Annotated in this window: 25 protein-coding genes and 1 tRNA gene; 15 read left to right on the top strand and 11 right to left on the bottom strand. The window is 63.3% G+C overall.

The window, feature by feature from the left end; translation table 11 throughout:
* Positions 1–2: 2 nt before the first annotated feature.
* A complete protein-coding gene (locus R3280_RS01330; protein WP_318996774.1) occupies positions 3–608 on the bottom strand; it encodes a DUF3306 domain-containing protein in 606 nt (201 codons plus the stop codon).
* Positions 608–1,183: a DUF3305 domain-containing protein gene (locus tag R3280_RS01325; protein WP_318996773.1), complete on the bottom strand. Its 576-nt coding sequence runs from the start codon at positions 1,181–1,183 to the stop codon at positions 608–610. Before R3280_RS01325 ends, R3280_RS01330 begins: the two co-directional genes overlap by 1 nt.
* A 144-nt stretch (positions 1,184–1,327) precedes the next feature.
* Here R3280_RS01325 and R3280_RS01320 point away from each other — a divergent pair, with 144 nt between their 5' ends.
* The 4 genes from R3280_RS01320 to R3280_RS01305 are packed head-to-tail and all read left to right on the top strand — an operon-like array spanning position 1,328 to position 5,385.
* A complete protein-coding gene (locus R3280_RS01320; RefSeq protein ID WP_318996772.1) occupies positions 1,328–3,307 on the top strand; it encodes a 4Fe-4S binding protein in 1,980 nt (659 codons plus the stop codon).
* A gap of 41 nt (positions 3,308–3,348) precedes the next feature.
* Positions 3,349–4,197 carry an Mrp/NBP35 family ATP-binding protein gene (locus R3280_RS01315; RefSeq protein WP_318996771.1) on the top strand — a complete coding sequence of 283 codons (849 nt, stop codon included), beginning with the start codon at positions 3,349–3,351 and terminating at the stop codon, positions 4,195–4,197.
* Positions 4,194–4,898 carry a biotin/lipoate--protein ligase family protein gene (locus R3280_RS01310; protein WP_318996770.1) on the top strand — a complete coding sequence of 235 codons (705 nt, stop codon included), beginning with the start codon at positions 4,194–4,196 and terminating at the stop codon, positions 4,896–4,898. Before R3280_RS01315 ends, R3280_RS01310 begins: the two co-directional genes overlap by 4 nt.
* A 10-nt stretch (positions 4,899–4,908) precedes the next feature.
* Positions 4,909–5,385, top strand: a complete 477-nt coding sequence (locus R3280_RS01305) for a DUF6505 family protein (protein ID WP_318996769.1) — start codon at positions 4,909–4,911, stop codon at positions 5,383–5,385.
* 39 nt (positions 5,386–5,424) lie between these two features.
* Here the strand turns inward: R3280_RS01305 and R3280_RS01300 are convergent, their stop codons facing one another.
* The 7 genes from R3280_RS01300 to R3280_RS01270 form a co-directional block, all read right to left on the bottom strand.
* Positions 5,425–6,672: a molybdopterin-binding protein gene (locus tag R3280_RS01300; RefSeq protein ID WP_318996768.1), complete on the bottom strand. Its 1,248-nt coding sequence runs from the start codon at positions 6,670–6,672 to the stop codon at positions 5,425–5,427.
* Positions 6,669–7,160 carry a molybdopterin-guanine dinucleotide biosynthesis protein B gene (gene mobB, locus R3280_RS01295; protein ID WP_318996767.1) on the bottom strand — a complete coding sequence of 164 codons (492 nt, stop codon included), beginning with the start codon at positions 7,158–7,160 and terminating at the stop codon, positions 6,669–6,671. The genes R3280_RS01300 and mobB overlap by 4 nt, the downstream gene beginning before the upstream one ends.
* Positions 7,157–7,744, bottom strand: a complete 588-nt coding sequence (gene mobA / locus R3280_RS01290; protein ID WP_318996766.1) for a molybdenum cofactor guanylyltransferase MobA — start codon at positions 7,742–7,744, stop codon at positions 7,157–7,159. The genes mobB and mobA overlap by 4 nt, the downstream gene beginning before the upstream one ends.
* Positions 7,737–8,606, bottom strand: a complete 870-nt coding sequence (locus R3280_RS01285) for a formate dehydrogenase accessory sulfurtransferase FdhD (protein ID WP_318996765.1) — start codon at positions 8,604–8,606, stop codon at positions 7,737–7,739. Before R3280_RS01285 ends, mobA begins: the two co-directional genes overlap by 8 nt.
* A gap of 279 nt (positions 8,607–8,885) precedes the next feature.
* Positions 8,886–9,692 carry a substrate-binding domain-containing protein gene (locus R3280_RS01280; protein ID WP_318996764.1) on the bottom strand — a complete coding sequence of 269 codons (807 nt, stop codon included), beginning with the start codon at positions 9,690–9,692 and terminating at the stop codon, positions 8,886–8,888.
* 73 nt (positions 9,693–9,765) lie between these two features.
* Entirely contained in the window at positions 9,766–10,494 is a 729-nt protein-coding gene (locus tag R3280_RS01275) for an ATP-binding cassette domain-containing protein (RefSeq protein ID WP_318996763.1), read from the bottom strand.
* An 8-nt stretch (positions 10,495–10,502) separates the two neighbouring features.
* Positions 10,503–11,204 (bottom strand): ABC transporter permease, encoded by a 702-nt coding sequence (locus R3280_RS01270; RefSeq protein WP_318996762.1) that lies wholly within the window; start codon positions 11,202–11,204, stop codon positions 10,503–10,505.
* A gap of 118 nt (positions 11,205–11,322) precedes the next feature.
* Between R3280_RS01270 and R3280_RS01265 the strand changes: the two genes are divergently transcribed.
* The 3 genes from R3280_RS01265 to R3280_RS01255 all read left to right on the top strand — a co-directional run bounded on the left by R3280_RS01265 (position 11,323) and on the right by R3280_RS01255 (position 15,610).
* Positions 11,323–12,207, top strand: coding sequence for a helix-turn-helix transcriptional regulator (locus tag R3280_RS01265; protein ID WP_318996761.1), 885 nt, complete (start codon positions 11,323–11,325; stop codon positions 12,205–12,207).
* Between the two features lie 34 nt (positions 12,208–12,241).
* Positions 12,242–13,366: a putative sulfate/molybdate transporter gene (locus R3280_RS01260; protein ID WP_318996760.1), complete on the top strand. Its 1,125-nt coding sequence runs from the start codon at positions 12,242–12,244 to the stop codon at positions 13,364–13,366.
* A gap of 318 nt (positions 13,367–13,684) precedes the next feature.
* Entirely contained in the window at positions 13,685–15,610 is a 1,926-nt protein-coding gene (locus R3280_RS01255; RefSeq protein ID WP_318996759.1) for a methyl-accepting chemotaxis protein, read from the top strand.
* 141 nt (positions 15,611–15,751) lie between these two features.
* Here the strand turns inward: R3280_RS01255 and R3280_RS01250 are convergent, their stop codons facing one another.
* The gene (locus R3280_RS01250) at positions 15,752–16,654 is read right to left on the bottom strand and encodes a LysR family transcriptional regulator (RefSeq protein WP_318996758.1); all 903 of its coding nucleotides are present in this window, start codon (positions 16,652–16,654) and stop codon (positions 15,752–15,754) included.
* 159 nt (positions 16,655–16,813) lie between these two features.
* Here R3280_RS01250 and R3280_RS01245 point away from each other — a divergent pair, with 159 nt between their 5' ends.
* Together R3280_RS01245 and R3280_RS01240 are read left to right on the top strand one after the other, a co-directional pair.
* Positions 16,814–17,257 (top strand): DoxX family protein, encoded by a 444-nt coding sequence (locus R3280_RS01245; protein ID WP_318996757.1) that lies wholly within the window; start codon positions 16,814–16,816, stop codon positions 17,255–17,257.
* A 66-nt stretch (positions 17,258–17,323) separates the two neighbouring features.
* Positions 17,324–18,079, top strand: a complete 756-nt coding sequence (locus R3280_RS01240; protein ID WP_318996756.1) for a class III extradiol ring-cleavage dioxygenase — start codon at positions 17,324–17,326, stop codon at positions 18,077–18,079.
* Between the two features lie 265 nt (positions 18,080–18,344).
* On the opposite strand, the gene R3280_RS01235 is transcribed toward R3280_RS01240, so the two are convergent.
* A tRNA-Arg gene (locus R3280_RS01235) sits at positions 18,345–18,421 on the bottom strand.
* A 367-nt stretch (positions 18,422–18,788) separates the two neighbouring features.
* Here R3280_RS01235 and R3280_RS01230 point away from each other — a divergent pair.
* The 6 genes from R3280_RS01230 (at position 18,789) to R3280_RS01205 (ending at position 23,706) form a co-directional block, all read left to right on the top strand.
* Positions 18,789–19,154, top strand: coding sequence for a CidA/LrgA family protein (locus R3280_RS01230; protein WP_318996755.1), 366 nt, complete (start codon positions 18,789–18,791; stop codon positions 19,152–19,154).
* Complete coding sequence (locus tag R3280_RS01225) at positions 19,147–19,878, top strand: LrgB family protein (protein WP_318996754.1); 732 nt, start codon at positions 19,147–19,149, stop codon at positions 19,876–19,878. Before R3280_RS01230 ends, R3280_RS01225 begins: the two co-directional genes overlap by 8 nt.
* A gap of 17 nt (positions 19,879–19,895) precedes the next feature.
* Positions 19,896–21,185 carry a Xaa-Pro dipeptidase gene (gene pepQ, locus R3280_RS01220; RefSeq protein WP_318996753.1) on the top strand — a complete coding sequence of 430 codons (1,290 nt, stop codon included), beginning with the start codon at positions 19,896–19,898 and terminating at the stop codon, positions 21,183–21,185.
* Positions 21,186–21,326: 141 nt separating this feature from the next.
* Positions 21,327–21,533, top strand: a complete 207-nt coding sequence (locus R3280_RS01215) for a bacterioferritin-associated ferredoxin (protein WP_318996752.1) — start codon at positions 21,327–21,329, stop codon at positions 21,531–21,533.
* 131 nt (positions 21,534–21,664) lie between these two features.
* Positions 21,665–22,141, top strand: coding sequence for a bacterioferritin (bfr, locus tag R3280_RS01210; protein ID WP_318996751.1), 477 nt, complete (start codon positions 21,665–21,667; stop codon positions 22,139–22,141).
* 212 nt (positions 22,142–22,353) lie between these two features.
* Positions 22,354–23,706 (top strand): phosphomannomutase, encoded by a 1,353-nt coding sequence (locus R3280_RS01205; protein ID WP_318996750.1) that lies wholly within the window; start codon positions 22,354–22,356, stop codon positions 23,704–23,706.
* Positions 23,707–23,743: the final 37 nt, after the last annotated feature.

The following is a 23,743-nucleotide window of genomic DNA, read 5'->3' as shown; positions in this document are numbered from 1 at the left end:
GTTCAGTCAAAACGCATCCGGGGCCTGTAGCGAGGTTCGGGTTCCGCTTCGGTATCGGCGCTGGCAATTACGGGCTCGGGCTTCTGGGGCGGCTGCGGGAGCTCGGCAGCACCTTCCGGCTCCGGGCTTCTGGTGGTCGCTTCCGGTGGCCTGACGGTCGACGTCGCGACCGGTTCCTCCGGTTGGTCCTCGATCTGCTCGGCTACCTTTCGGGTTTTTTCGATAAAACCCTGGCCTACCTTGTAAAGGGTCTGGACAGCGTTGCCCCCGCTTGCGGCGAGGGTGAAATCCTGGTCGTAGTCGTTGAGCCCGTCCAGCACCGCCAGCACGGGGTTGGAGGTCCAGAGCTTGCGCAGCGCCCTGCGCCGGAGGAGTTCGGGGATCTCTTTTCGCATGAAGCCGGTGATGTCGGTGCCAAGCTCTATGGCATCCGGATCCGGCAGGCCGTACTTTGCCAGCACTTCGTGTTCGGGCAGGGATTCATTGATCGCCAGTTCCCGCTCCTCTGCCGATACCTCGGGCTCGACAGTCGCCGGGGCAGGGGGCTCGGCCGGTCTGGCAGCGTCCCGCTTGATTCGGGACCAGCGTTGCAGGCGTGATTCAGTCATCAGTGAATGTCCGGCTTTTTTATTTTGGTGGGCGCCCGATACACGTCAGCGCGCTGACGAATCCGGGGGTCGCCTTTACCATCTTCGACAATATCGACACGGGTTTTGTTCCGCTGGCGCTTTTTGAACGGCTCTTCCACATAATGCATGTCGATGAATTCTTTGATCCAGGCAGCCATGGATTCCGGAATGGGGACCGGTTCCACGATGCTTTCACCGCTGTCCAGCGCGTCCTGCGCCTCGTAGGCACTGGCTGTAATTCCGCTGACAAACCAGCCGGAGGGTGATTGCCTGGTCTCGTCCCTGTCCATTACGATCCAGACCGACGGAACGATCATGTTGAGGGAGACCAGATAGGCTTCCACATCGGCGCGATGCAGATCCATGGTCACGGTGCCGGCGTGGTAGTCCACCACCTCGCCATCACGGACCAGCTCTTTCCAGAACGCCTGCGGTGCCCCCGGTATAACGGCCACCGGCGTCCAGATATCCTTTGCCCAGCGGGTCACGCCAGGTGTGCGGCGAACGACTGCACCCACTTGTAACTCGCGGTTCCACTTCTCAATCAGGCTCATGGCGCTACTCTTTTCAGTCTACGGTAGCAAACGTTCAACAATTAGCCCATTAGCCAATTGTCCAAGCTTGTCGGGCTGTGCCATGCTCTAACTATAGCTCTGGAACGTATACGTATAACAAGAACGAAAAGAGTAAAGATCCTGATGACGGCATATAAAACCCTACTGTTGTGCACCTGCGACAAAACCCAGTCCTTTGACTCCGAGGCACTGAAGACGGCGGCCGCCGCCGAGCAGGTGATCGTGGTGGATCAGCTCTGCGGCCACGACATGAATACTGCCGCCGAGCACCTTGGTGGTGGCGCCGAGGTGCTGGTGGCCTGCGGCCAGCAGGCCGCGCTGTTCGAGCGTCTGAGTGACGATATTCAGACTGAATTCGGTCATTCAGCGCCGCTGGCGACCATTGATATCCGGGACCGCGCCGGCTGGAGCGCCGCCGACGCCAGGCCCGAACGGCTACACGCCAAGCAGGCCGCGTTAATGGCCGCCGGCCAGCTGCCGCCTCCTGTTTCGCCGGTGAAGAGCATCCATTCCAGCGGCGTCTGCTGCATTGTCGGTCCCACCGACCAGGCCGTCCGCATGGCCGAACTGGTGCAGGACCAACTCGGTGTCACCTGTATCGTCACGGACGCCGGCCCCATCCAGCTGCCTTCCGCTGCTTACGATGTGGCCCGTGGCAAGCTGACCGCCGCCCGGGGTGCACTGGGCAATTTCAAACTGGAGTTTGCCCAGCTGCAGGCGCTGAATCCGGCCGGCCGCGGCGCCCCGGGGTATGGCGAGGTGAAGGCCACCAGCCAAAGTGAATGCGATGTGCTGATCGACCTTCGTGGCGGCGAGCCGGCGTTTCCCAGCCATGAGAAGCGCAACGGCTACTTCTGGGCCGATCCGGCCCGGACCGGGGAGCTGGAGCGTATCGCCCTGACCGCCAGGGAGATGGTGGGCGAGTTCGAGAAAACCGTGTATTTCCACCTGGAGACGTCCCTGTGCGCTCACTCCCGGGCGAACAAGCCTGGCTGCACCCGCTGTCTGGACGTCTGCCCCACCGAGGCCATCTTCTCCGCCGGTGACCACATCCAGATCGACTCCGATATCTGCGCCGGCTGCGGCTCCTGCGCGGCGGTCTGCCCCACCTCCGCCGTCACCATGAACGAAACCCCCTTCGAGAGCCTGACCAAGGTCATGGAGGTGATGGGCCGGGTGTACCGCGAGCACACCAGCGAGTCGCCGCGGCTGGTTATTCACAGCTATACCGCTGGCGGTGACACCATTGCCCGGCTGGCACGCTATGGCGAAGGCCTGGCGGACGACCTGATTCCGCTGGGCCTGGAGCATGTCGACCGTATCGGCCATGCCGAAATACTGGCGGCCTTTGGCGCCGGCTATGCCGAGGTGCTGGTGCTGGCCGACAGCGACGCGGACCGCGAGGCCCTGGCCGCTGAAGTGGAACTGGCTCGGGCCATGCTTGCAGGCACCCACAATTCCCCCAGCCGGGTGCGGATCATCGCCGCGGACGAACTCAGCGCCCCCGGTGACAACGCCGGGCGGGTAAGTGAGCCGGTCCTGCTGGTGGGCGGGCGTCGTGATATCACCCGGGTCACCGTGGCTGCCATGGCCGGCAAGATCGATACCCCGATCCCGCTGCCGAAAGGCGCCCCCTACGGCGCCATCGAGATTAATCCCGACAGGTGCACCCTCTGTCTGGCCTGTGTTTCCCTGTGCCCCACCGGCGCCCTTGGCGATCATCCGGACCGGCCGGAGGTCCAGTTCACCGAGAACGCCTGTGTCCAGTGCGGCATCTGCGAGAGCACCTGTCCCGAGACAGCGATCACGCTGAAGCCCCAGCTGGATGTGTCCAAGGCCGCTCTGAGCGCCCGGCCGCTGCATGGCGAAGACCCGTTTGAATGCATCAAGTGCGGCAAGCCCTTTGGGGTCGCCAGCACCATCAACCGCATTGTCCAGAAACTGGAAAACCTGCACTGGATGTACACAAATTCCGACAACGTCCAGCTCATCAAGATGTGTGACGACTGCCGGGTCAAGGCCCAGTTCCATGGCAACAGCGCGCCCATGGCCGCAGGCGAACGCCCACGGGTGCGCACCAGTGATGACTACCTGGACAGCTGAGGAGCCAGCGAGCAGCTCCCCGTAACAAATTAGGAATCAAGATGGTTCAGTACACCGAAGTAGGAAAAAAAGACAACCTGATCGGTACCGACGCGCCCCGACCGCAGGACAAGAACCCCAAGGGTGTCGACCGCATCATCGCCATCGCCTCCGGCAAGGGCGGTGTGGGCAAATCCACCGTGGCCAGCAACCTCGCGGTGGCGCTGGCCTCGAAAGGCCTGAAGGTGGGCCTGCTGGATGCCGACGTCTATGGTCCCAGCCAGCCCCGCATGCTCGGGGTGTCCGGCCGCCCGTCCAGCCCCGACGGCCACACCATACTGCCTTTGCGCAACCACGGCGTGACCCTCATGTCCCTGGGTCTGATGAGCCCCCCCGATGAGGCCATTATCTGGCGCGGGCCCATGCTGATGGGCGCCCTGCAGCAGATGATGAACCAGGTGGACTGGGGACGCCTGGACGTGATGCTGGTGGACCTGCCGCCGGGCACCGGCGATGTCCAGATGACCCTGAGCCAGAAATTCCATGTCGCCGGCGCCGTGGTGGTTTCCACCCCGCAGGACATCGCCCTTCTGGACGCCCGCAAGGGCATCGATATGTTCAACCGGATGGAGGTGCCGCTGTTCGGCCTGATCGAGAACATGGCCTCCTTTATCTGCGATGGCTGTGGCAAGCAGCACCATCCGTTCGGCTCCGGCGGGGCCAAGGCGGAGGCCGCCAAGCTGGGCGCGCCCTTCCTGGGGGAAATTCCACTCGATCTGGACATCCGCATCGGCTCGGACGGCGGCGTTCCCATCGTGGTGTCAAAGCCGGACAGTCCCCAGTCCCGTGCCTTCCAGCGTATCGCCGATGAAATCATCGGCTCCGAACTTTACGCCCGGGCCATCCGATGATCGAGTCGCCCCAGTTTCCGCCGTTGCTTTCGGGCGTCGCGGTGCCCCGGCATACCGATCCGTTCGAAAAGGCCGTCAGCCGGGCCATTGCGGGGGTCGATTCAGGGACCATTTTCTATTCCGAGGCGAGCGACACCTTGCGCGCGGCGCTGGTACTGGCACCCGAAACGCCGCTGGAAGAAGCCATCCAGGCTGTTTACGTCGCCCAGATCGGCCTGGCAGAGAGCCTCGGGGCCCTGGCCCCGCCGGAGGTGCCCGTGCACTTCCAGTGGCCCGACCGCATCAAGGTCAATGGCGCGGTCTGTGGGGGCGTTCGTTACGCGGCGGATGTATCCGACCCCAAGGCGCAGCCCAGCTGGCTGGTCATCGGCATCCACGTGCCCTTTACCCAGGTGAGCGGGGAGCCGGGGGAAACGCCGGACCAGACCTGCCTGCATGAGGAAGGCTGCATCAATATTACGCCCATGGCGCTACTGGAAAGCTGGTCCAAGCATACCCTGCTGTGGTTGACCTACTTCCTGGACAGCGGCTTCGAGCGCGTCCACAACGAGTGGCGGCCCCGCTGCGACACCCTGGGTGAAATGATCGAGCGGCCAAGGCCCGGCACTTTCGTGGGCCTGGATGAAAAGGGCCGGATGCTGTTGCGCCAGGGTGTGATGACCGAAACAGTGAGCCTGATCGAATTTGCAGAACACCTCTGAAGGAACGCCTATGAAACTGGCCCGAACCCTGCGACTGGACGTCTCCGACGACAACGTATTTGAACAGCCGGCCCCCAGCGGTGAGTGGGCCATCTCCGGCGGCTTCGAGTTTTCCAACTGGACCGAGGCCCGGCTCACGGGCAAGGCGCGTCAGGCTTTCAGTAACGGCTGGTACAGCATCGAGTCCGGTGGCCGTGCCAGCTTTGTCGGGGTCTGCCACATCACCGAAGCGGAACTGGAGCGCCTGCGCCGGACCCTGGCGCAAACGTTTGTGGACCATTACGGCGCGCCGAACCTGGAGGCGGCCTACCCGGTGGCCTGCGAGGAAATCGACCAGATGCGCAGCATGTGCGAGGACTTCGAGGACAATACCCTGCTGATGGTCAGCCGCACGCTGACTGATCTGGGCGTGGAGGAAACCTATCGCTCCCGGGCTCCGCAGGATGCCTCGCTGGAAGCCTTTGCCGTGCACGGCAGTGTGGACTGACCAGTGTCCGTCTGGTCAACGAATTAACCAGACGGGACACTAAAGCCCGAAGCTGCCGTAGGGAATAAAGCGCACGGGGGTGCCCGGCTCGATCTGCCGGGCGCTCTCGTCCAGCTCCACCAGGCCTTCCGACCAGGCCAGTCCGGTGACCCGCCCAGAGCCTTCCGAGCCAAACACCTCAACCGCGCCGTCCCGTACCCGGGCCCGCAACATCTCGCTGCGCCCGGGTTTCTTGTTCTTGTGAAAATTGGCGGGCATGAGGTAGGCCTGCGGCTCGAACCACTCAGCGCCGGCCAGCAACGCCATCGCTGGCGCGCCAAAGCGTAGCGCGCAGACCCAGGCGGCCACCGGGTTGCCGGGCAGGCCCACCACCGGTTTGCCCTGGAACATGGCCAGCGCCAGGGGGCGGCCGGGCTTGATGGCGATGCGCCAGTTGCTGATCGTGCCGTGGGCTTTAAGGGTCTTGGAAACGTGGTCCTCATCCCCGGCGGAGACACCCCCGCTGGTCAGGATCAGGTCGCACAGGCCAGTGCCGCGTTCCAGGGCGGCCCTGACATCCTCGGCCCGGTCAAGAGCGTGGCCCAGGTCCACCAGCTCATAGCCAAGCTGGCTCACCAGGCCGCTGAGCATGGGGCGGTTGGCGTCGTAGATCTGCCACTCGGTGACCGCCGAACCCACCGGTTTTACTTCATCACCGGTGGACAGCACACCCACACGCAGGCGCTGGTAGACATCCACCGATTCGACGCCGACGCTGGCCAGTACGGAGATCTGGGTGGGTGTCAGGCGGGTGCCGGCCGCAAGAATCCGGTCGCCGACCTGGATGTCCTCGCCGGCCTTGCGGGCGTTGGCCCCCGCTTTCAGGGTACCGTTCAGGTGCAGTTGGCCATCGATGACCTCGCAGTCCTCTTCCAGCACCACCGTATCGGTGCCGGCCGGGATGACGGCGCCGGTGAGGATGCGGATGGCGTGGCCCTCGGGTACCCGTCCGGTATAGGGGTCGCCGGCGGCGCTGCGGCCGGCCACCAGGGCCAGGGTGCAGGGCACCCGGCTCAGGGGGCCGGCAAAGGCATAGCCGTCCACGGCGGAATTGCTGCTGGGGGGATGGGCCCGTGGGGCGTGGACATCCTTCGCCAGTATGCGGCCATTCGCCCGGGCCAGTGGTAGCGCGTCATCCACATCCACCACCGGATGCAGGCGCGATCGCAGGCGCGCCAGGGCTTCCTCAACCGGCGTCCAGTTCACGCCGGGAGGCAGGGCAAAGCAATCGTTCTGAAGTGGCTTCACAGTGCCTCCAGGTCCAGGATGAAGTCGGCGATCCCGCTGGCATCGTTGAGATCGAAAACCGGTCCCCGGAATCCGGTGTCATGGTCCGCCGCCACCGCAATGATGCTGGCGTCGCCCGGGAACAGGGGCGGGCGGGCGCAGGCCTGCCTGTGCACTTCGATCTTGGCATGGGGATGGGCCTTGAAGCCTTCCACCACCACCCAGTCGCAGGGCCCGAGCCGGGCCAGCAGGTCTTCAAGGGTGGGCTCCTCGGCGCCCCGCAGCTCATGCATGATGGCGTAGCGCTGGCCGCCGGCCAGGATGACCTCGCGGGCGCCGGCTTGCCGGTGCTGGTGGCTGTCGGTACCGGGCTGGTCCACGTCCACGCCGTGATGGGCGTGCTTGATGGAGTTGACCGTCAGCCCACGGCCGGACAGCTCGCGGATCAGTGCCGCGGCCAGGGTGGTTTTGCCGCAGTTCTTCCAGCCTACGATGCCGATAACCTTCATTTAAGATGCTGCTCCGCCCAGGCCAGATCGTCCGGGGTGTTGATGTTGAAGAAGTCGTCCGGGCCGAACACCACCAGGGTTTCGCCCTGGGCCTGGGTCCAGTGGCGGATCTTGCGTACGCCCTGGTTGAGGGCAGCCCTCAGGTCATGGCGCAGGGCCACCTGCCATCGGCCAAACGTGGGCTGGGGCAACCGGCCCCGCTCCGGATCCGGTGTCGCCGCCAGCACCACCGGCGTATCCGCTTCGGCCAAGCGTTTGGCCAGGTCCAGCGGGAAGCTCGGGGTGTCCGCGGCGACGCTGATCAGCCAGTCATGGCCCTGTTCAGCGGCCCAGTCCATACCCGCCAGCACCCCCGCCAGGGGGCCGGCATAGCCGCCGACGGAGTCAGGCACCACCGGCAGCCCCAGGTCACTGAAACGGCTCAGATCCCCGTTGGCGTTCAGCACCACGGCATCCACCTGGGGTGAGATCCGCCCGATCACCCGTTCGATCAGGGAGCGATCGCCCAGCATCAGGCGGCCCTTGTCGCCGCCGCCCATGCGGCGGGCCTGGCCGCCGGCGAGGATGACGGCGCATTCAGTCATGCTCCGCCCCCTTGCGCCGCATCTTGCGGTCTTCCTCTGGAATCTGCGATAGGTCCTGGTCGAACACCAGCCGGTGCTCACCGCTGAGGCAGGTGAATTTTTTGCCGCGCATCCGGCCGATCAGGGTCAGACCCACTTGCCGGGCGATATCCGCGCCCCAGGCGGTAAAACCGGAGCGGCTGATCAGGGTGGGTATGCCCATCAGGGCGGTCTTGATCACCATTTCCGAGGTCAGGCGGCCCGTGGTGTACAGCACCTTGTCGGCCGCCGTGATGCCGTTCAGGTGCATCCAGCCGGCGATCTTGTCCACCGCGTTGTGGCGTCCGACATCCTCCATGTAGGCCAGGATCTGGCGGCCCTGGCAGAGCGCGGTACCGTGGATGGCGCCGGTTTCCATGTACAGGCTGGGCGTGTGGTTGATCTGGTACGAGAGGTCATAGAAAGTACTGGTGTGTACCGGTGTGTCCGGCAAAGCCAGGCCTTCCAGCCCCGCCATCATGTCGCCAAAGACGGTACCCACAGCGCAGCCCGACGTCCGGGTTTTCTTTTCCAGCTTGTGCTCCACATCGGTGGCGCCGGCGGTACGGACCACCGCCACTTCAAGCTCTTCGTCGAAGTCGATACCGGTGACCTGGTCGGTCTCTTTCAGCATGCCCTGGTTGAGGAGAAAACCCAGCGCCAGAAACTTCGGGTGATCGCCGATGGTCATCGCGGTGACGATCTCCTGACTGTTCAGGTAGATGGTCAGGGGACGTTCCTCGATCACGCTGATCGACTTGGATTGACCGTTCTCGTCGGTGCCGTCCACTGTACGGGAGAGCCGAGGGTCTTTGGGGTCCGGCAACAGAGGTGTCATGGTCATTATTGTTGTGGCCTTTCAGGAGCGCCAGGGACATCAATTCCCACGGCGGTCGCCAGAGATTAGCGTATTTGGCACTCGGGAAAAACAGCCCACGTGAGCGGGCATGGCTGTATGCAGTGGCTGATTGTACGAAGGCTCGCTGAGCGCCGACCAGTGCCCTGGCATCGACCTTGGTCGTGCATGCCCGCCGGTCACAAAAAACCCCGGCAACGCCGGGGCTTCTCACTGGACCAGTAACCTGCCGGCCGTCGCCGGTGGCGTTGCGGTCGGGTATGGCTCTTATTTCGCGTTGGGGAAGAACAGCTGCTGGCCGTTCACCTTGAAGTTGGCAATGGCCTGCTGGCCATCGTCGGAAATCAGCCAGTTGTGCCACTGCTGGGCCATGTCGTGCTTGAGGTGCGGGTGTTTTTCCTCGGACAGCAGCAGGCTGCCGTACTGGTTGAACATGATTTCGTCGCCCTCGAACAGCAGCTTCAGATTGCGCGGGTTGCCGAAGGCCACCCAGGTGGCCCTGTCGGACATGACGTAGGCATCCATGGCCGCGGCGGTGTTGAGGGTCGGCCCCATGCCGCTGCCCAGCTCCCGGTACCAGTCGCCTTCAGGTTCGACACCTGCGTTCTTCCACAGCCGCAGCTCGGCTCGGTTGGTGCCGCTGTCATCGCCCCGGGAGGCAAAGGGGGCCTGGGCATTGGCGATCGCCGCGAAGGCTTCGGCGGCGGTGGTGGCTTCCGCGATATTGGCAGGGTCACTGGCCGGACCGATCAGCACGAAGTCGTTGTACATGACATCGGCGCGCTCGCTGGCGAAGCCATTCTCCACAAAGCGCTTCTCGCCGGCGGTATCGTGCACCAGCAGGCTGTCGGCGTCGCCACGGCGGGCGATCTCGAAGGCCTGGCCGGTGCCCACCGCCACCACGCGCACGTCGATACCGGTGGTTTCCTTGAACTGCGGGATGATGGCATCGAACAGGCCCGAGTTCTCGGTGGACGTGGTGGAGGCCAGGGTGATGTAGTCCTCGGCACAGGCGCTGAACGCCAGACCCAGACTGGTCACGCCGGCGAGCAGGAGGTTCAGGGTTCTCTTCATCTTGTTGTTCTCCTATGGTGTGTTGAAAGCATCTTCAGAGCAAGGGTTTGGCGGCAACGCTGCCAGGGCGGAATTATTCGACCAGCTCCCCACTGACAAACGCCCGGGCCTGGGGTGAGGCGGGGCTGTCGAAAAAGCGCTCAGCAGGGCTGTGCTCGCGGATTTTTCCGTTTGAGAGAAACAGCACGTCACCGGCGAGACGCCGGGCCTGATGCAGGTCGTGGCTGGTCATCACGATGCGGGTGCCCCGCTGATGAAACTCCCGCACCGCGGCCTCCACGGCCTTGATGGCGGCCGGGTCCAGCGCAGAGGTGGGCTCATCCAGGAACAGCACCTGGGGTGAAAGCACCCAGGCACGGGCCAGAGCCAGGCGCTGCTGCTCGCCACCGGAAAGCACGCGGGCCGGGGTGTGGCTGGAGGCGGTCAGGCCAAACCGCTCGAGCGCATCGGCGGCCAGCTTCGCGCGGGCCTTGCGGGGCACATTATTCACCGCCAGGGCGTGAATCAGGTTGGCCATCGCCGAGCGGCGTAACAGCACCGCGTGCTGGAACACCATGGCCTGGCGGGGGCGGCCCTCGCCTGACCAGGACACCCGGCCTTCCGAGGGCGCGAGCAGACCGTGGGCCAGGCGCAGCAGAAGACTCTTGCCGGCACCGTTGGGGCCCATCACCAGGGTCGGCCCGATGTCATCCAGGGTAAAAGAGCAGGGCCCCAGCAGGAGTTTGCCATGGTGGCTGAAGCTGACGTTGTCAAAACACAGCGCAGGCGGCGGGTAAAGTGCGGAGGCGGCCAGACACGGCATGCTCGAGGTCATCCTGCCCGCCTCCGGGTGCTTTCACCCAGTATGTAAACGCCCGCGTTGATCAGCATGACCAGGCCAAGGAGCACAATCCCCAGACCCAGCGCCAGGGGCAGGTTGCCCTTGCCGGTTTCCAGCACGATGGCGGTGGTCATCACCCGTGTGACTCCCTCGATATTGCCGCCGACCATCATCACCGCGCCCACTTCGGCGCTGGCGCGGCCAAACCCGGCCAGCAGCACTGTCATCAGGGCGAAGCGGGCATCCCACAACAGGGTGGGCATCATGCGGCCCCGGGACATGCCCAGGGAAACGAACTGCTCGCGGTATTCTCCCAGCAGCTCCTCGACTTTCTGGCGCGACAGCGCCGCCAGGATGGGCAACACCAGCACCACCTGGGCAACGACCATGGCGCCGGGCGTGAACAGGAGCCCCCAATCACCCAGGGGGCCGGCGCGTGAGAGCAAAAGATAGACCACGAGCCCCGCTACCACTGGCGGCAGGCCCATCAGGGCATTGAGTGCCACAACCACCCCGCCGCGGCCGGGAAATTGCCACAGCGCCACCGCGGCGCCAAGGGGAAAGCCCAGCACAGCGGCAAAGAGAACCGCCAGCAGCGACACCTGAAGTGACAGCGCGACAATCTGAAAAAGCGTGGCGTCAAAATTCAGCAGCAGCGACAGTGCCACATAGAACGCATTTTGTTCTTCCACAGTTGCGTCTCCTTGATATTGAGCATCCTGGCGCTTTTAACTACGCTTTGCACAGCCTGATGAAAAATATGCAGCCAAAAACAACTTTGTGCTTTCTGTTGAACAACAGGAGTGACCCATGCCCCTTCCCGCTTACCTCACCACCGCCGAGGCGGCCGAGTATCTGCGCCTGAAAGAGCGCAAGGTCTACGACCTGGTCAGCCAGGGGGTGATCCCCTGCGTGCGGGTGACCGGAAAACTGCTTTTCCCCCGGCAGCGTATTGACCTGTGGCTGATGAACCACCTGGAAGGGGATGACGCCTCAAGCTCACCCACGCCCCCGGTGCTGGCGGGCAGCCAGGACCCGTTGCTGGAGTGGGCCGTCAAGGAGAGCGGGGCGGAGCTGGCGTTGCTATGCCAGGGCAGTGGCGATGGCGTACAGAGGTTGATCGGTGGCCGTGCCATGCTGGCGGGGATGCATATCTGGCATGTGGAAAGCGAGCGTTATAACGACCCGGGCACCCTCGGGCTGAGCGGAATGCGGGATCTGGTGGTGATCCGGTGGGCCAGGCGGCAGCAGGGGCTTCTGGTGGCCGCCGGCAACCCTCACCGGATCGAGCGAATCGAGGATATCGCCCGGCCCGGTATTCGCCTTGCCCATCGCCAGCCCGATGCCGGGGTCAGCCATCTGTTGCAGGGTCTGCTGACGCGCCACCGGATCGATGAAAAGCAACTGACCTGGGCAGCCCACCCGTCCCTCAGCGAGGACGATCTCGCCCTTGCCATCCGCCAGGGTGAAGCGGACATTGGTGTGGGGATCGAAGCGGCGGCGCGGCGCCAGGGCCTGGGGTTCATCCCGCTGCAGCAGGAGCACTTTGACCTGGCGATGCGCAGGCGCTATTACTTTGAGCCGGCGATCCAGGCTCTGTTGGCGTTTGCCGCCAGTGAACGCTTTGTTCAGCGCGCCGAAGCGCTCGGCGGTTATGATATCCGGGAGCTGGGGCGGGTTTTGTACAATGCCTGAGCCATTACAACAATAAAACACATCGGGAGCCTGCATGGCTTCAAGTCCGAAACAGATCATGCGGGAAGTCAGTGGCGCGCTGGGCGACCTGGGAACCCTGTTGCCGCTGAGTCTTGGCGCTATCGGGCTGGCGGGTCTGGCGCCGGTCCCACTGCTGCTGGGGTTTGCCGTCTTCTATATCGCCACGGGGCTGTACTATCGCCTGCCGGTGCCGGTACAGCCCATGAAGGCCGTGGCCGCCTTGTTGCTCACCACCCAGGTGACCGCCGGCAGTCTGGTGGCCAGCGGTCTGCTGATCGGGGTCGTCCTGCTGCTGCTGGGTATGACCGGATGGATCAACCGCGCCGCTCGCTTGGTGCCGGGCTCGGTGCTGAGCGGTCTGCAGTTGGGGCTGGGGCTGATGCTGGCCCAGATGAGCCTGGGCCTGATGGCCTCCTCCCCGGTGCTGGGTCTGGTCACCCTGGCGATGCTGGTGGTCACCCTGAAGCTGCTGCCCGGCTGGCCTGCCGCGCTGATCGGATTTGTCGGATCCCTGGCTATCGGAACGGTGATGGGCGCTCCGGGCATCATGTTTCCCGGGGCGGAGTCGGTGGCATTCTCCCTGCCCGGTCTGCCAACCCTGGCCGAATGGCAACAGGCCATTTCCACCCTGGTTTTACCGCAGTTGGCCCTTACCCTCACCAACGCCATTGTCCTGACCGCCCTCGTGGTCGAGGACTATTTCGGCAAACAGCCCGAGCGCGTGTCACCGGCCCGCCTGTCGGTGAGTTCCGGTCTGGCCAACCTGCTCCTGGTGCCGCTGGGTGCCCTGCCCATGTGCCACGGCGCCGGGGGTGTGGCCGCGCACTATCGCTTCGGTGCCCGTACCGGCCTGGCGCCGGTGCTGCTGGGGCTGACTTTGCTGATGGTGGCATTGCTACCGGGTGGCGTGTCCGCTTTGGCGGCCATTCCAGTGGCCGGTCTTGGTGCGCTGCTGCTGGTGGCGGCTGTCGAACTGGGCCTGTCCCGGCGCCTCTGGGCCGCAAAGCCCTCCTGCTGGCCGGTGATTGCGGTGACCGCACTGGTCTGCGTCTGGGTGGATCCATTCTTCGGGTTGCTGGCGGGGCTGGCGTCGGAAACCGTTCGTGCGGCCTGGGTGCGCAGGCGAAGAATCGTATAGGCCAGAGGCTGCTTTGCCGCTGCCCGGAGAATAGTTGTCTCTGCTTATGGCGCAGTGCTGCCGCCTGTGCTTTGATTTTCGTGCAGTCGCGAGAGGGCAGTTGGCAGGCCCCATGCCATGGTTCGGCGAGTTCTCGGTGTCGCGCCGTGGGGCAAATCTCGGGATATGTGTTGCCCGAAGCGACATCCCCGGACAGAGGGAGCGCAAGGGCCGCCGGACATAGTACCCCATGGCCGTTTTCAGGTGACTGGACGCTCCAAAACGTAAAGTACCACTCTGAAAGTGTTGTGGGGTTGGCAAGTACCCATAGGAGTTCCCATGACCATTCGCAAGCTGTTCATCGTTTCCATTTCCGTCGTCCTCCTGGCTTTGGCAGCCATCGAGAGTGTGGTGATCGCCCTCGATACCCGAGATACGATTATCTCGGAGGTGCAGGACAGTCGCGGCGATCTGGTGGATGAGACCAGGAACACTCTGGCGATTACCGACGAACTGATGTCGGAGCGGGTCCGCAGTTCGCTGAACCTGCTGATCGAACGAGGCAGCCAGCTGGGGGAGGCGCAGGTTCAGGGCGAGGCACCGGTCGCGGGCAAAACGACGCCGGCCCTGTTCCTGGGGGACACCCTCATCAACAACAATTTCGAGCTGGTGGACGGGGTGACACGTGTGATGGGCGGCACCGCGACCATTTTCGTGCGCGATGGCCAGGACTTTGTCCGGGTTTCAACCAACGTCAAGAAGGATGATGGATCCCGCGCGATCGGAACAACACTGAATATGAGCGGAGCCGCAGGCAAGTCGATCAGTCGCGGCGAGGCCTATTTTGGCCAGGTGGACATCCTCGGTAATCCCTACATAACCGCCTACAGCCCGATCCGAAATGGCGCCGGCGACGTCGTCGGTATCTGGTACGTGGGTTACTCGGCGGATCTGGCTGAACTGAAAAAAGCCATAAGCTCGGAGCGCTTGCTGGACCAGGGCTTCATCGCACTCATTGACGACCAGAAGAGACTCCGGATGCACTCCGATACGGTGACTCCGGAACAGCTGCTGAACATTCTGGAGACCAACCCGGAGCAGTGGAACCTCGAACGCGCGGAGTTCGCTCCCTGGAACTACCAGATCGTGACGGGCTACTCGCAGGCGGAGGTGTCCAGCATGGTCCGTGACCAGACCATGGTCGCGATCGTAGGTATCGTGATTGGGGGCATCCTTGTCATCGTCTGTCTGAGTCTTCTGGCTCAATTCGTGGTCGTAAGGCCCCTTGAGCGCATGGTCACAGCCATCAATGACATCGCCAGCGGTGAGGGCGATCTGACATTGCGATTCAGCTCTGCAAGCAAGACCGAGCTGGGCGCCATGGCGCAGGCCTTTGACCGCTTGCTGGACCGATTGCAGGCCACCATCTCTGACACCAAGAAATCGTCGGAGAAACTGCGGGACGCCTCTGCCGAACTGCGGGGCATAGCGGCGGACTCCGCGGCTGTGGTCTCCACTCAGACCAGTGAGACCGAACAGGTTGCAACGGCCATGAACGAGATGGCAGCGACGGCCCATACGGTGGCGGAGAGTGCATCCAGAGCCGAGACGATTGCCAGGGGGGCCGATGAACTGGCCGAGAACGGCCAGTCACTGATTGAACAGACCACGGCGAAGATCCAGAGCCAGCTTACCAACAACGAGCAATCGATCCGTTCCGCGGCATCCCTGAGAGAAGCGTCCGACAACATCGGAAGCATCCTGACGGTGATAGAGAACATATCGGAACAGACCAATCTTCTGGCGCTGAATGCGGCCATCGAGGCGGCCAGAGCGGGCGAACATGGCAGAGGGTTTGCGGTTGTCTCTGAGGAGGTCCGGAACCTTGCGAGGCGCACCCAGGACTCGGTAAAAGAAATCCAGAACCAGATTCAGGGTCTCCAGGACGGAGCCAGCAGTGTGGCCGGGGTGATCGAAGTCGGGAGCAAACTTGCGACCGAAACCAGCGCAATGATTCGGGAAACCGGAGCGGCGATCGAATCGTTACGGGAAAGCGTCCGCGGTATACGCGATACCAACATCGAGATGGCGAGTGCCGCTGAACAGCAAAGTCAGGTATCGGAGGAGATCAACCAGCGCCTCGAGCACATTCGCCAGATGGCCGAAAGCAGCCAGCAGAATGCCACCGCAACCAACGAGGCGTCGGAACGACTGAAAGCACTTGCAGAACAGTTGCAGTCGCAGCTGGATGCATACAGGACTTGAAGTGGGTAACGGACGCTACGCCCACTTGGTAAAAGACCTTTCACTTTCGGCCATGGTGGCTGGTTTCCGACGTCATCCTGGCTGGCTTGATCGGGATAGGCGCCTATCTGGTCCTGAATGGGCGCTCGGCCCGGGGACCGACTAAGCAAACCGGTCCCAGTAAGGCGGGTCGCCAAAAAAGCCGTCGATGAAGTCGATGAAGCTGCGCACCTTGCTGGCCAGCAGCTGGCGGTGGGCGTAGACCGCGTAGAGTCCCATGGGCCTTGGCTCGTGATCGGGCAGGAGGATCCGGAGGCTGCCGGCGCTGATGGCGGGGCCCGCCAGGAAGGTTGGCTGCAGGGCGATGCCGGCGCCCGAGATGGCCGCGGCCACCAGCACGTCGCCGTTGTTGCTGGTCATTGCTGTGTTGTTGCCGCTGGCCGCCAGCGACTTCTGCAGGGACTGACCGGCCTCCAGCTCCAGGTAGCTGTAGCGCAGGTACTGATGGTGTGCCAGATCCTCCGGCTTCTCCGGAGTGCCATGGCGCGCCAGGTAATCCGGGGATGCGCACAGCACCAACCTGACCGGGGCAATACGCCTGGCGATCAGGGAGGAGCTTTTCAGATGGCCGATGCGCAGGGCAATGTCGAACCCCTCTTCCACGATGTCCACCTTGCGGTCGTTCAGTTGCAGGTCGATGCCCACTGCCGGGTGGGCTTCGCGGAACGCGCTCAGCATCGGCGACATGTGGTGGATGGCAAAGGAGGTCGGCGCACTGATGCGCAGCACGCCGCTGGCCTGACCCTGAAGATCGCCGAGCTGGTTTTCCATGTCCTCAATGTCGCTGAGCACCTGCTGGGCGCCCTGGAAATAGCGGGCGCCCGCTTCGGTGAGATGGACCTTGCGGGTGGTGCGGTTTAGCAGGCGTACCCCCAGGTGCTGCTCCAGCTGGGAGATGTACTTGCTGACCAGTTGTGGTGACAGTTCCAGGCGCTCCGCTGCGCGGGTAAAGGCGCCTTCCTGCACCACCTGGACAAAGGCGCGCATGGCATCGATTCGGTCCATGGGTGCTCCTTCCTGGGCTATCCGGAATTAATCAACGAAACGTTGATAATAAAGCAATAATAGTGATCTTAGTTGATAGATCCGGTGATAGTAAGGTGTCTACATCACCCGGGCCATGGTCCCGGCTACATCAACGAAAGATCAATCGAGGTGAATGCCATGAACACACATTTCGCACAAACCCTGCTGCAGTCCAACGCCGGCTTTGCCGCCCTGATACTCCGGGTACCGGTCGGTCTGATCCTCGCCGCCCACGGCGCCCAGAAACTGTTTGGCTGGTTCGGCGGCTATGGTCTGGAGGGCACCGGGCAATGGATGGCCAGCATCGGGCTGGAACCCGGCTACCTGATGGCGCTACTGGCCGGCGGTGCCGAATTCTTTGGCGGCCTGGCGTTGGTAGTGGGGCTGCTCACCCGACCTGCGGCCATCGTGTCAGCGCTGACCATGCTGGTGGCCATCTTCGCCGTGCACATCGACAATGGCCTGTTCATGGCCAACAACGGCTATGAGTATGCCCTGACCCTGTTCGTCGTCAGCGCGGCCCTTGCGATTCAGGGCGGTGGCCGGTTTGCAGTGGACAACCTGCTGCGGGCGAGGGTGTAAGTCATGCTGTTCATTTCCCACGGGGGCGGGCCGCTGCCCCTGCTGGGGGACCCGGGCCATCAGGACATGATGGCGGTGCTCAGAGGTTTTGCCGACCAGCTGCGCAGGCCATCAGCCATCCTGGTGATCAGTGCCCACTGGGAAGCGTCGGTGGTGACCATTACCGCCGGAGACCAACCTCCGTTGATCCACGATTATCATGGCTTTCCGCCCGAGGCTTATCGCATCCGCTACCCCTGCCCAGGCGAGCCGGCCCTGGCTGGCCGGATTCAGGAGATGCTGGAGCAGGCGGGCATTCCGGCACGACTCGATCCCCGGCGCGGTTTTGATCACGGCATGTTCGTGCCGCTCAAGCTAATGTACCCGGAGGCGGATATTCCCTGTGTGCAGTTGTCGCTGGTCGATACCCTGGACGCCGAGACCCACCTGGAAATAGGCCGCGCTTTGCAGGGCCTTAACTACGAGAATCTGCTGGTGATCGGATCGGGTTTTTCTTTCCATAACATGCAAGCCTTCTTCGAGGCCAACACGCCGGAGGTGGAGGCCCGTAACCAGGCCTTCGAAAACTGGCTGGAGCAGACCTGTACCGATCCCTCGCTCAGTGAGTCCAGGCGCTGGCAGTTGCTGGCTGAATGGGATCGGTGTGCTCCTTACGCCCGGTTCTGTCATCCTCGGGAAGAACACCTGCTGCCCCTACACGTATGCTACGGGCTCGCCGGCAAAGCCTGTGATTCCAGCGTTTCGACAAGGATTCTCGGGAAGCAGTCCGGGATGTTCTATTGGGGCATGGTCGAACGCGGTTGGACGGCTGCGCCACTCTAAGCGGGCGCGAAAGGGTATTGCAGGGCGGCACAAATTCCATAAAAAACCCCAGGCGGGGTTGGGACTATTCTATGGAGTATGGCGCGCCCGTCAGGATGGCCTCAGATCGCCTTGTGGGCGATCTTCGGGGCTTTGCCCCGTCGTCGCTAAGCTCCGACGCCCAAATCGCTCTCGCGATTTGTCGAACGCAGGTTCTCATCAGGGCTAACGGGCAACCCAGAGTTCCATAAAAAAGCCCACGCGAGGTGGGCTATTTTATGGAATATGGCGCGCCCGTCAGGATTCGAACCTGAGACCTCTGCCTCCGGAGGGCAGCGCTCTATCCAGCTGAGCTACGGGCGCTAAAAACACTTTGTTCGAGAAGTCAGAGCGGTCGTGCTTCGCACGACTCAGCTGTACTGCTCGCTTCGCTCCCAGCATAAAAGCTACGGGCGCTAAAAACACTTTGTTCGAGAAGTCAGAATGGTCGTGATTCGCACGACTCAGCTGTACTGCTCGCTTCACTCCCAGCCTAAAAGCTACGGGCGCTAATCGGAAAATGATCGCTGTCGCGTCAATTTCGAGTGCGCAATCTTACGTGTGACGCCTGCATCTGTCCAGCCCCCGGCGCTGAATGCGGCGGTTTTGTGTTGCTGGCGTGGCGCGGTTGCCCGGTTAGGGTTAGCCTTCCCCTTATCCATTGCTTCCCATTGCTCTGATAAGGCGGTTCATGGCGGTTCTGCGGGGTTTTCTGGTTCTGATGCTCTTCTATCTCGTTGGCGAGGCGCTGCAGCGGCTGTTTCTGCTGCCGGTCAGTGGTGGCGTGATCGGCATGGCGCTGATGACCCTGGCGTTGATGGTTCATGGCCGTATTGGCGAGGGCCTGGCCGGGGCCAGTCAGGCGCTGATCAGTGTGCTGGTGCTGCTGATCATGCCGGGGGTGGTGGGGGTGTTTTTCCTGGCGGATGAGTTCGCCGGCCAGTGGCTGGCGGTGGCTGTGGCGCTGGGGCTGGGCACGCTGCTCAGTGTGGTGACCACCCTGCTGGTGATGCGGGCGCTGGTCGGCGGCCGGGGCGGGAGCGCCTCCGATGACTGAGTTCTGGCTCCGTGCCGGCGGGCTGGTGGACGCCCTGTCCGGGCTGCCGATGCTGGCGGTGGCGCTGACCCTGGCGGCCTTTTTTGCCGGTGAGCGGCTGTTCCGCCTGTTGCGCCAGCCAATCTGGTGCCCGCCGGTGCTCCTGTCAGCGTTCCTGCTCAGCGGTTTCCTGGTGGTGTTGGGGCTGGATTTCAGGCAATACCGGGAGGGCGCCCAGTGGCTGACCCTGCTGCTGGGGCCGGCCACGGTGGCCCTGGGCGTCCCGCTGTATCAGCAGATGCATCACATCCGTGCGCTCTGGCGCCCGATCCTGGTGACCCTGCCGGTGGCGGCGACCCTGGCGGCCTGCTATGCCCTGGCGCTGGCGGCGGTGTTCGGAGCCTCGGCGGAAGTGCTGGCCTCGGTGGCGCCAAAATCGGTGACCGCGCCCATCGCTATTGGCATCACCGAACAGCTTGGCGGCTCGGTGTCGCTGATGATGGGAGGGCTGCTGGTGACCGGGGTGCTGGCGACGCTGTTTGTGGATGGCCTGGGTCAGTGGCTGGGTATCCGCGATGATCGTATCCTGGGTTTTGCCCTGGGACTGAACGGCCACGCGGTCGGCACCGCCCGGGCCTTTGCCATCAGCCCGACTGCCGGCGCCTTTGCCTCCCTGGGCATGGGGCTGACCGGAGTCTTCACCGCATTGATGCTGCCGCTGGCGTTTGGTTTATTCGTGCCCTAGGTTCGAGGAGTATCCCGATGACATCCACTGAACTGGCGAGCCTGCAGCGGGACCATGTCCGGACCCTCCAGCAGCGTTACGAGGCTTTGCTCGCGGGGTCCGATTACGACGCCGTACTGATCAGTTCCGGCACGGCACCTCTGCATTACGGTGACGATCAGCGCCATCACCATCGCGGCTTTCCCGCGTTCGTGCACTGGACCAGCCTGGCCGGGCTGGAGCATGGCTGGCTGTTGATCGAGCCGGGCCGGCAGCCACGGTTGTGGCTCCATACGCCGGTGGATTTCTGGCATGCCACCCCCGAGTTGCCGGGTTCACCCTGGCAGGAGCTCTTTGAAATCCAGGGCCGAACGTCCACGGCGGCCCCGGAGCTGCCCGGCATGCCCCGGCTGGCGGTGGTGGCGGATCCGGCAGTGGTTGCGGCGGCGCTGGGTGACATCAACCCGCCGGATCTGCTGGCGGCAATGGAGGCGACCCGCGTCCACAAGACACCCTACGAGATAGCCTGCCTGGCCGAGGCCAGCGCGACGGCGGCGGCCGGGCATCGCGCTGCGGTGGCCGCGTTCGCAAGCGGTGCCAGCGAGTTCGAGATAAGCCTGGCGTTTCAGGCCGCCACCGGCCAGCTCGAGGTGGATGCGCCCTACCACAGCATCATCGGTCTCAACGAACACGCCGCCGTGCTGCATTACCAGCATTACGAGCTGGCCGCCCCCGAGCGGCACCGCAGCCTGCTGATTGATGCCGGCGCCCGCGTCCGGGGCTACGGCTCGGACATCACCCGCACTACGGCGGGGGAGGGGGAGGGCGCCCTCGCGGCGCTGATCGAGGGAATTGAGCGTCTGCAGCGCCGGCTCTGGCAGGCGGCAGCGCCGGGAGCCGATTTCATCGAGCTCCATCACAAGGCTCACCTGGGGCTGGCAGCCCTGCTGTCTGCCAGTGGCCTGGTCAAAGGCCTGAGCGGCGAGGCCATGGTGGCGGAGGGTGTTACCGGTCGCTTCTTTCCCCATGGGCTCGGGCACCTGCTGGGGGTTCAGGTGCACGATGTGGCGGGCAAGCCCCGGCCAGCGCCCGCGGAGTTTCCCATGCTGCGGCTGACCCGGGTGCTGGAGCCGGCCATGGTGCTGACCATCGAGCCGGGGCTGTATTTCATCCCCTCACTCCTGGAGCCGCTACGGGCGGGCCGCCTCGGTCGCCACCTGGACGGCCGCCTGCTGGCGGAACTGCAGGGCTGTGGCGGCATCCGTATCGAAGACAACATTGTGGTCACCGAGACTGGGCCACGGAATCTCACCCGGGAGTGGCTGTGAAGACCAGCGTGGCCGGGCAGCGGTTACAGTAAAGGACCGCCGATTGCGAAAAGTTGCACAAAAACCCGGCAGGAGCCTTGCATTCACTCATGCGAATGACAATAATTATCACTAACTTTCGTCACACATGAGACTAACAGAATGTACGTTTGCCTCTGCACCGGTGTCACCGACCATCAAATCCGTAAAGCGGCCGAGAACGGTTGCAGCTCCATGCGCCAGCTTGGCAAGGAACTGGGTGTAGGTCGCCAGTGTGGTCGTTGTGCCTGCAGTGCCCGTGAAATTCTGCGGGAGGCCCAGTCCTCCGATTACCTGGGTCTGGCTAACATGCTTGCCCAGCCCGCCTGATCCCCTCCGCCCTTCGATGTCCCTTCTCCCGGTGGCTCTGCCTATTGGGAATCATTTACTTATGCGGTTTTTTATTGCCGGCAATGGGACTATCCTAGCTCTATCCAAACGCTGAGAGAGGAGCCCCGGCCATGAAAGGCGACAAGAAAGTCATCCAGTATCTTAACAAGGTGCTGACCAACGAATTGACAGCAATCAACCAGTATTTCCTGCATTCGCGCATGTATAGGGACTGGGGGATCACTCACCTGGCAGCCAAGGAATACGAAGAGTCCATCGACGAGATGAAGCACGCCGATCAGCTGATCGAGCGCATCCTCTTTCTGGAAGGCCTGCCCAACCTGCAGGATCTCAACAAGCTGCTGATCGGCGAGAACGTCAAGGAAATGATCGAGCTGGACCTCAAGCTCGAGATGATTGCCCACAAGGACCTCAAGGAGGCCATCCTCTATTGCGAGGAGGTCAAGGACTACAGCAGCCGTGAACTGTTCCGCAGCATCCTGGACAGTGAGGAAGAGCATATCGACTGGCTGGAAACCCAGCTCGACATGATCGGCCAGATGGGCATCCAGAACTACATCCAGCTCCAGTCCGCCTCTGCGGAGTGAGCCTGGCCGGGCGGTCCATCCGGGCCGCCCGCACACTTCCGGTGCAGCGCGCACCACTGTGCCTTTGTTTCCGACGTTCCCTGAGCCTCCCGCATTCGAGTCTGCCTGCCAGACGCCGATCTGTATGTCCTGCGCCGAGCGGTTATAATCGCGGCACGCTTTTTTCATGCCTCAGACAAAGTTCCCGCCAGGGACGACGATAGGAGACTGCAATGGATCTGTCCTGTTTCAAGGCTTATGACCTCCGTGGCCGGGTGCCGGATCAGCTCAACCCCGAGCTGGCGGAGCGCATCGGACGCGCCTACGTGGCCATTACCGGTGCCCGCAAGGTGATCGTGGGCTACGACATCCGCCTGTCCAGCCCGGAGATCACCGAGGCCCTGTCCGAGGGCCTGATGGCGGCCGGTGCCGACGTCTACGACATCGGTCTGTGCGGCACCGAGCAGGTCTATTTCGCCACCAGCCACTACGACATGGACGGCGGCATCATGGTGACCGCCAGCCATAACCCGCGGGATCACAACGGCATGAAGATGGTGGGTCCGCAGTCACGGCCCATCAGTTCCGATAACGGCCTCAATGCCATCCGGGATCGGATGCCGGCGCCCTTTACCGACGCCCCCCAACGCGGCAGCAGGCAGAGCCTTGAGGTTGAAGCCGAGTACGTGAAGCACCTGCTGGGCTACATCAAGACGGCCGACCTGAAGCCTCTCAAGCTGGTGGTGAACGCCGGCAATGGCGGTGCCGGTGTGGTGGTGGATGCCCTGGCGCCGCACCTGCCGTTCGAGTTCGTGCGCCTGCACCACGAGCCGGACGGTCACTTTCCCAACGGTGTGCCCAACCCGATTCTGGAAGAGAACCGGGCGGTCACCGCCGAGGCGGTGGTCAAGGAGAAAGCGGCCATGGGCATCGCCTGGGACGGCGACTACGATCGTTGCTTCTTCTTTGACGAAAATGGCCGGTTTATTGAGGGCTACTACATCGTCGGCCTGCTGGCAGACCAGTTCCTGCGCAAATGCGGCGGCGGCAAGGTCATCCACGACCCGCGCCTGACCTGGAATACCCTGGACCTGGTCGAGGCCGCCGGCGGCGAGGCGGTGGAAAGCAAGACCGGCCACGCCTTCATCAAGCAGCGTATGCGGGACGAAGACGCCGTCTACGGCGGCGAGATGAGTGCCCACCATTATTTCCGCGATTTTGCCTACTGCGACAGCGGCATGATCCCCTGGCTGCTGGTGGCGGAGCGGCTGTGCCAGTCCGGCCAGAGCCTGTCGTCGCTGATTGACGCCCGCATCGAGGCCTATCCGGCCAGCGGCGAGATCAACCGTACCATTCAGGACCCGCCCAAGGTCATCAAGGCCATCGAGGCCCGTTATGGCCCCGACGCCCTGTCAGTGAGCCATGTCGATGGCCTGAGCGTGGAGTTCGCGGACTGGCGCTTCAACCTGCGCATGTCCAATACCGAACCGGTGGTGCGACTGAACGTGGAGTCCCGGGCAGACATCCCCCTGATGCGGGAGAAAACCGAGCAGTTGCTGGCGGAAATGAAAGAGCTGGATACCTGAAGAAGGAACCTGGTGGCGGCGTTCCCGGTGAACGCCG

Origin of the sequence: Marinobacter sp. (genome assembly GCF_033722195.1) — a bacterium.
GTDB lineage: Bacteria > Pseudomonadota > Gammaproteobacteria > Pseudomonadales > Oleiphilaceae > Marinobacter.
This window is presented reverse-complemented; position numbering and strand designations above follow the sequence as displayed.

Coding starts and splice junctions, on each gene's coding strand:
- R3280_RS01330 (WP_318996774.1), bottom strand. CDS start 608: ATGACTGAATCACGCCTGCAACGCTGGTCCCGAATCAAGCGGGACGCT.
- R3280_RS01325 (WP_318996773.1), bottom strand. CDS start 1,183: ATGAGCCTGATTGAGAAGTGGAACCGCGAGTTACAAGTGGGTGCAGTC.
- R3280_RS01320 (WP_318996772.1), top strand. CDS start 1,328: ATGACGGCATATAAAACCCTACTGTTGTGCACCTGCGACAAAACCCAG.
- R3280_RS01315 (WP_318996771.1), top strand. CDS start 3,349: ATGGTTCAGTACACCGAAGTAGGAAAAAAAGACAACCTGATCGGTACC.
- R3280_RS01310 (WP_318996770.1), top strand. CDS start 4,194: ATGATCGAGTCGCCCCAGTTTCCGCCGTTGCTTTCGGGCGTCGCGGTG.
- R3280_RS01305 (WP_318996769.1), top strand. CDS start 4,909: ATGAAACTGGCCCGAACCCTGCGACTGGACGTCTCCGACGACAACGTA.
- mobB (WP_318996767.1), bottom strand. CDS start 7,160: ATGAAGGTTATCGGCATCGTAGGCTGGAAGAACTGCGGCAAAACCACC.
- mobA (WP_318996766.1), bottom strand. CDS start 7,744: ATGACTGAATGCGCCGTCATCCTCGCCGGCGGCCAGGCCCGCCGCATG.
- R3280_RS01285 (WP_318996765.1), bottom strand. CDS start 8,606: ATGACCATGACACCTCTGTTGCCGGACCCCAAAGACCCTCGGCTCTCC.
- R3280_RS01280 (WP_318996764.1), bottom strand. CDS start 9,692: ATGAAGAGAACCCTGAACCTCCTGCTCGCCGGCGTGACCAGTCTGGGT.
- R3280_RS01275 (WP_318996763.1), bottom strand. CDS start 10,494: ATGCCGTGTCTGGCCGCCTCCGCACTTTACCCGCCGCCTGCGCTGTGT.
- R3280_RS01265 (WP_318996761.1), top strand. CDS start 11,323: ATGCCCCTTCCCGCTTACCTCACCACCGCCGAGGCGGCCGAGTATCTG.
- R3280_RS01260 (WP_318996760.1), top strand. CDS start 12,242: ATGGCTTCAAGTCCGAAACAGATCATGCGGGAAGTCAGTGGCGCGCTG.
- R3280_RS01255 (WP_318996759.1), top strand. CDS start 13,685: ATGACCATTCGCAAGCTGTTCATCGTTTCCATTTCCGTCGTCCTCCTG.
- R3280_RS01250 (WP_318996758.1), bottom strand. CDS start 16,654: ATGGACCGAATCGATGCCATGCGCGCCTTTGTCCAGGTGGTGCAGGAA.
- R3280_RS01245 (WP_318996757.1), top strand. CDS start 16,814: ATGAACACACATTTCGCACAAACCCTGCTGCAGTCCAACGCCGGCTTT.
- R3280_RS01240 (WP_318996756.1), top strand. CDS start 17,324: ATGATGGCGGTGCTCAGAGGTTTTGCCGACCAGCTGCGCAGGCCATCA.
- R3280_RS01230 (WP_318996755.1), top strand. CDS start 18,789: ATGGCGGTTCTGCGGGGTTTTCTGGTTCTGATGCTCTTCTATCTCGTT.
- R3280_RS01225 (WP_318996754.1), top strand. CDS start 19,147: ATGACTGAGTTCTGGCTCCGTGCCGGCGGGCTGGTGGACGCCCTGTCC.
- pepQ (WP_318996753.1), top strand. CDS start 19,896: ATGACATCCACTGAACTGGCGAGCCTGCAGCGGGACCATGTCCGGACC.
- R3280_RS01215 (WP_318996752.1), top strand. CDS start 21,327: ATGTACGTTTGCCTCTGCACCGGTGTCACCGACCATCAAATCCGTAAA.
- bfr (WP_318996751.1), top strand. CDS start 21,665: ATGAAAGGCGACAAGAAAGTCATCCAGTATCTTAACAAGGTGCTGACC.
- R3280_RS01205 (WP_318996750.1), top strand. CDS start 22,354: ATGGATCTGTCCTGTTTCAAGGCTTATGACCTCCGTGGCCGGGTGCCG.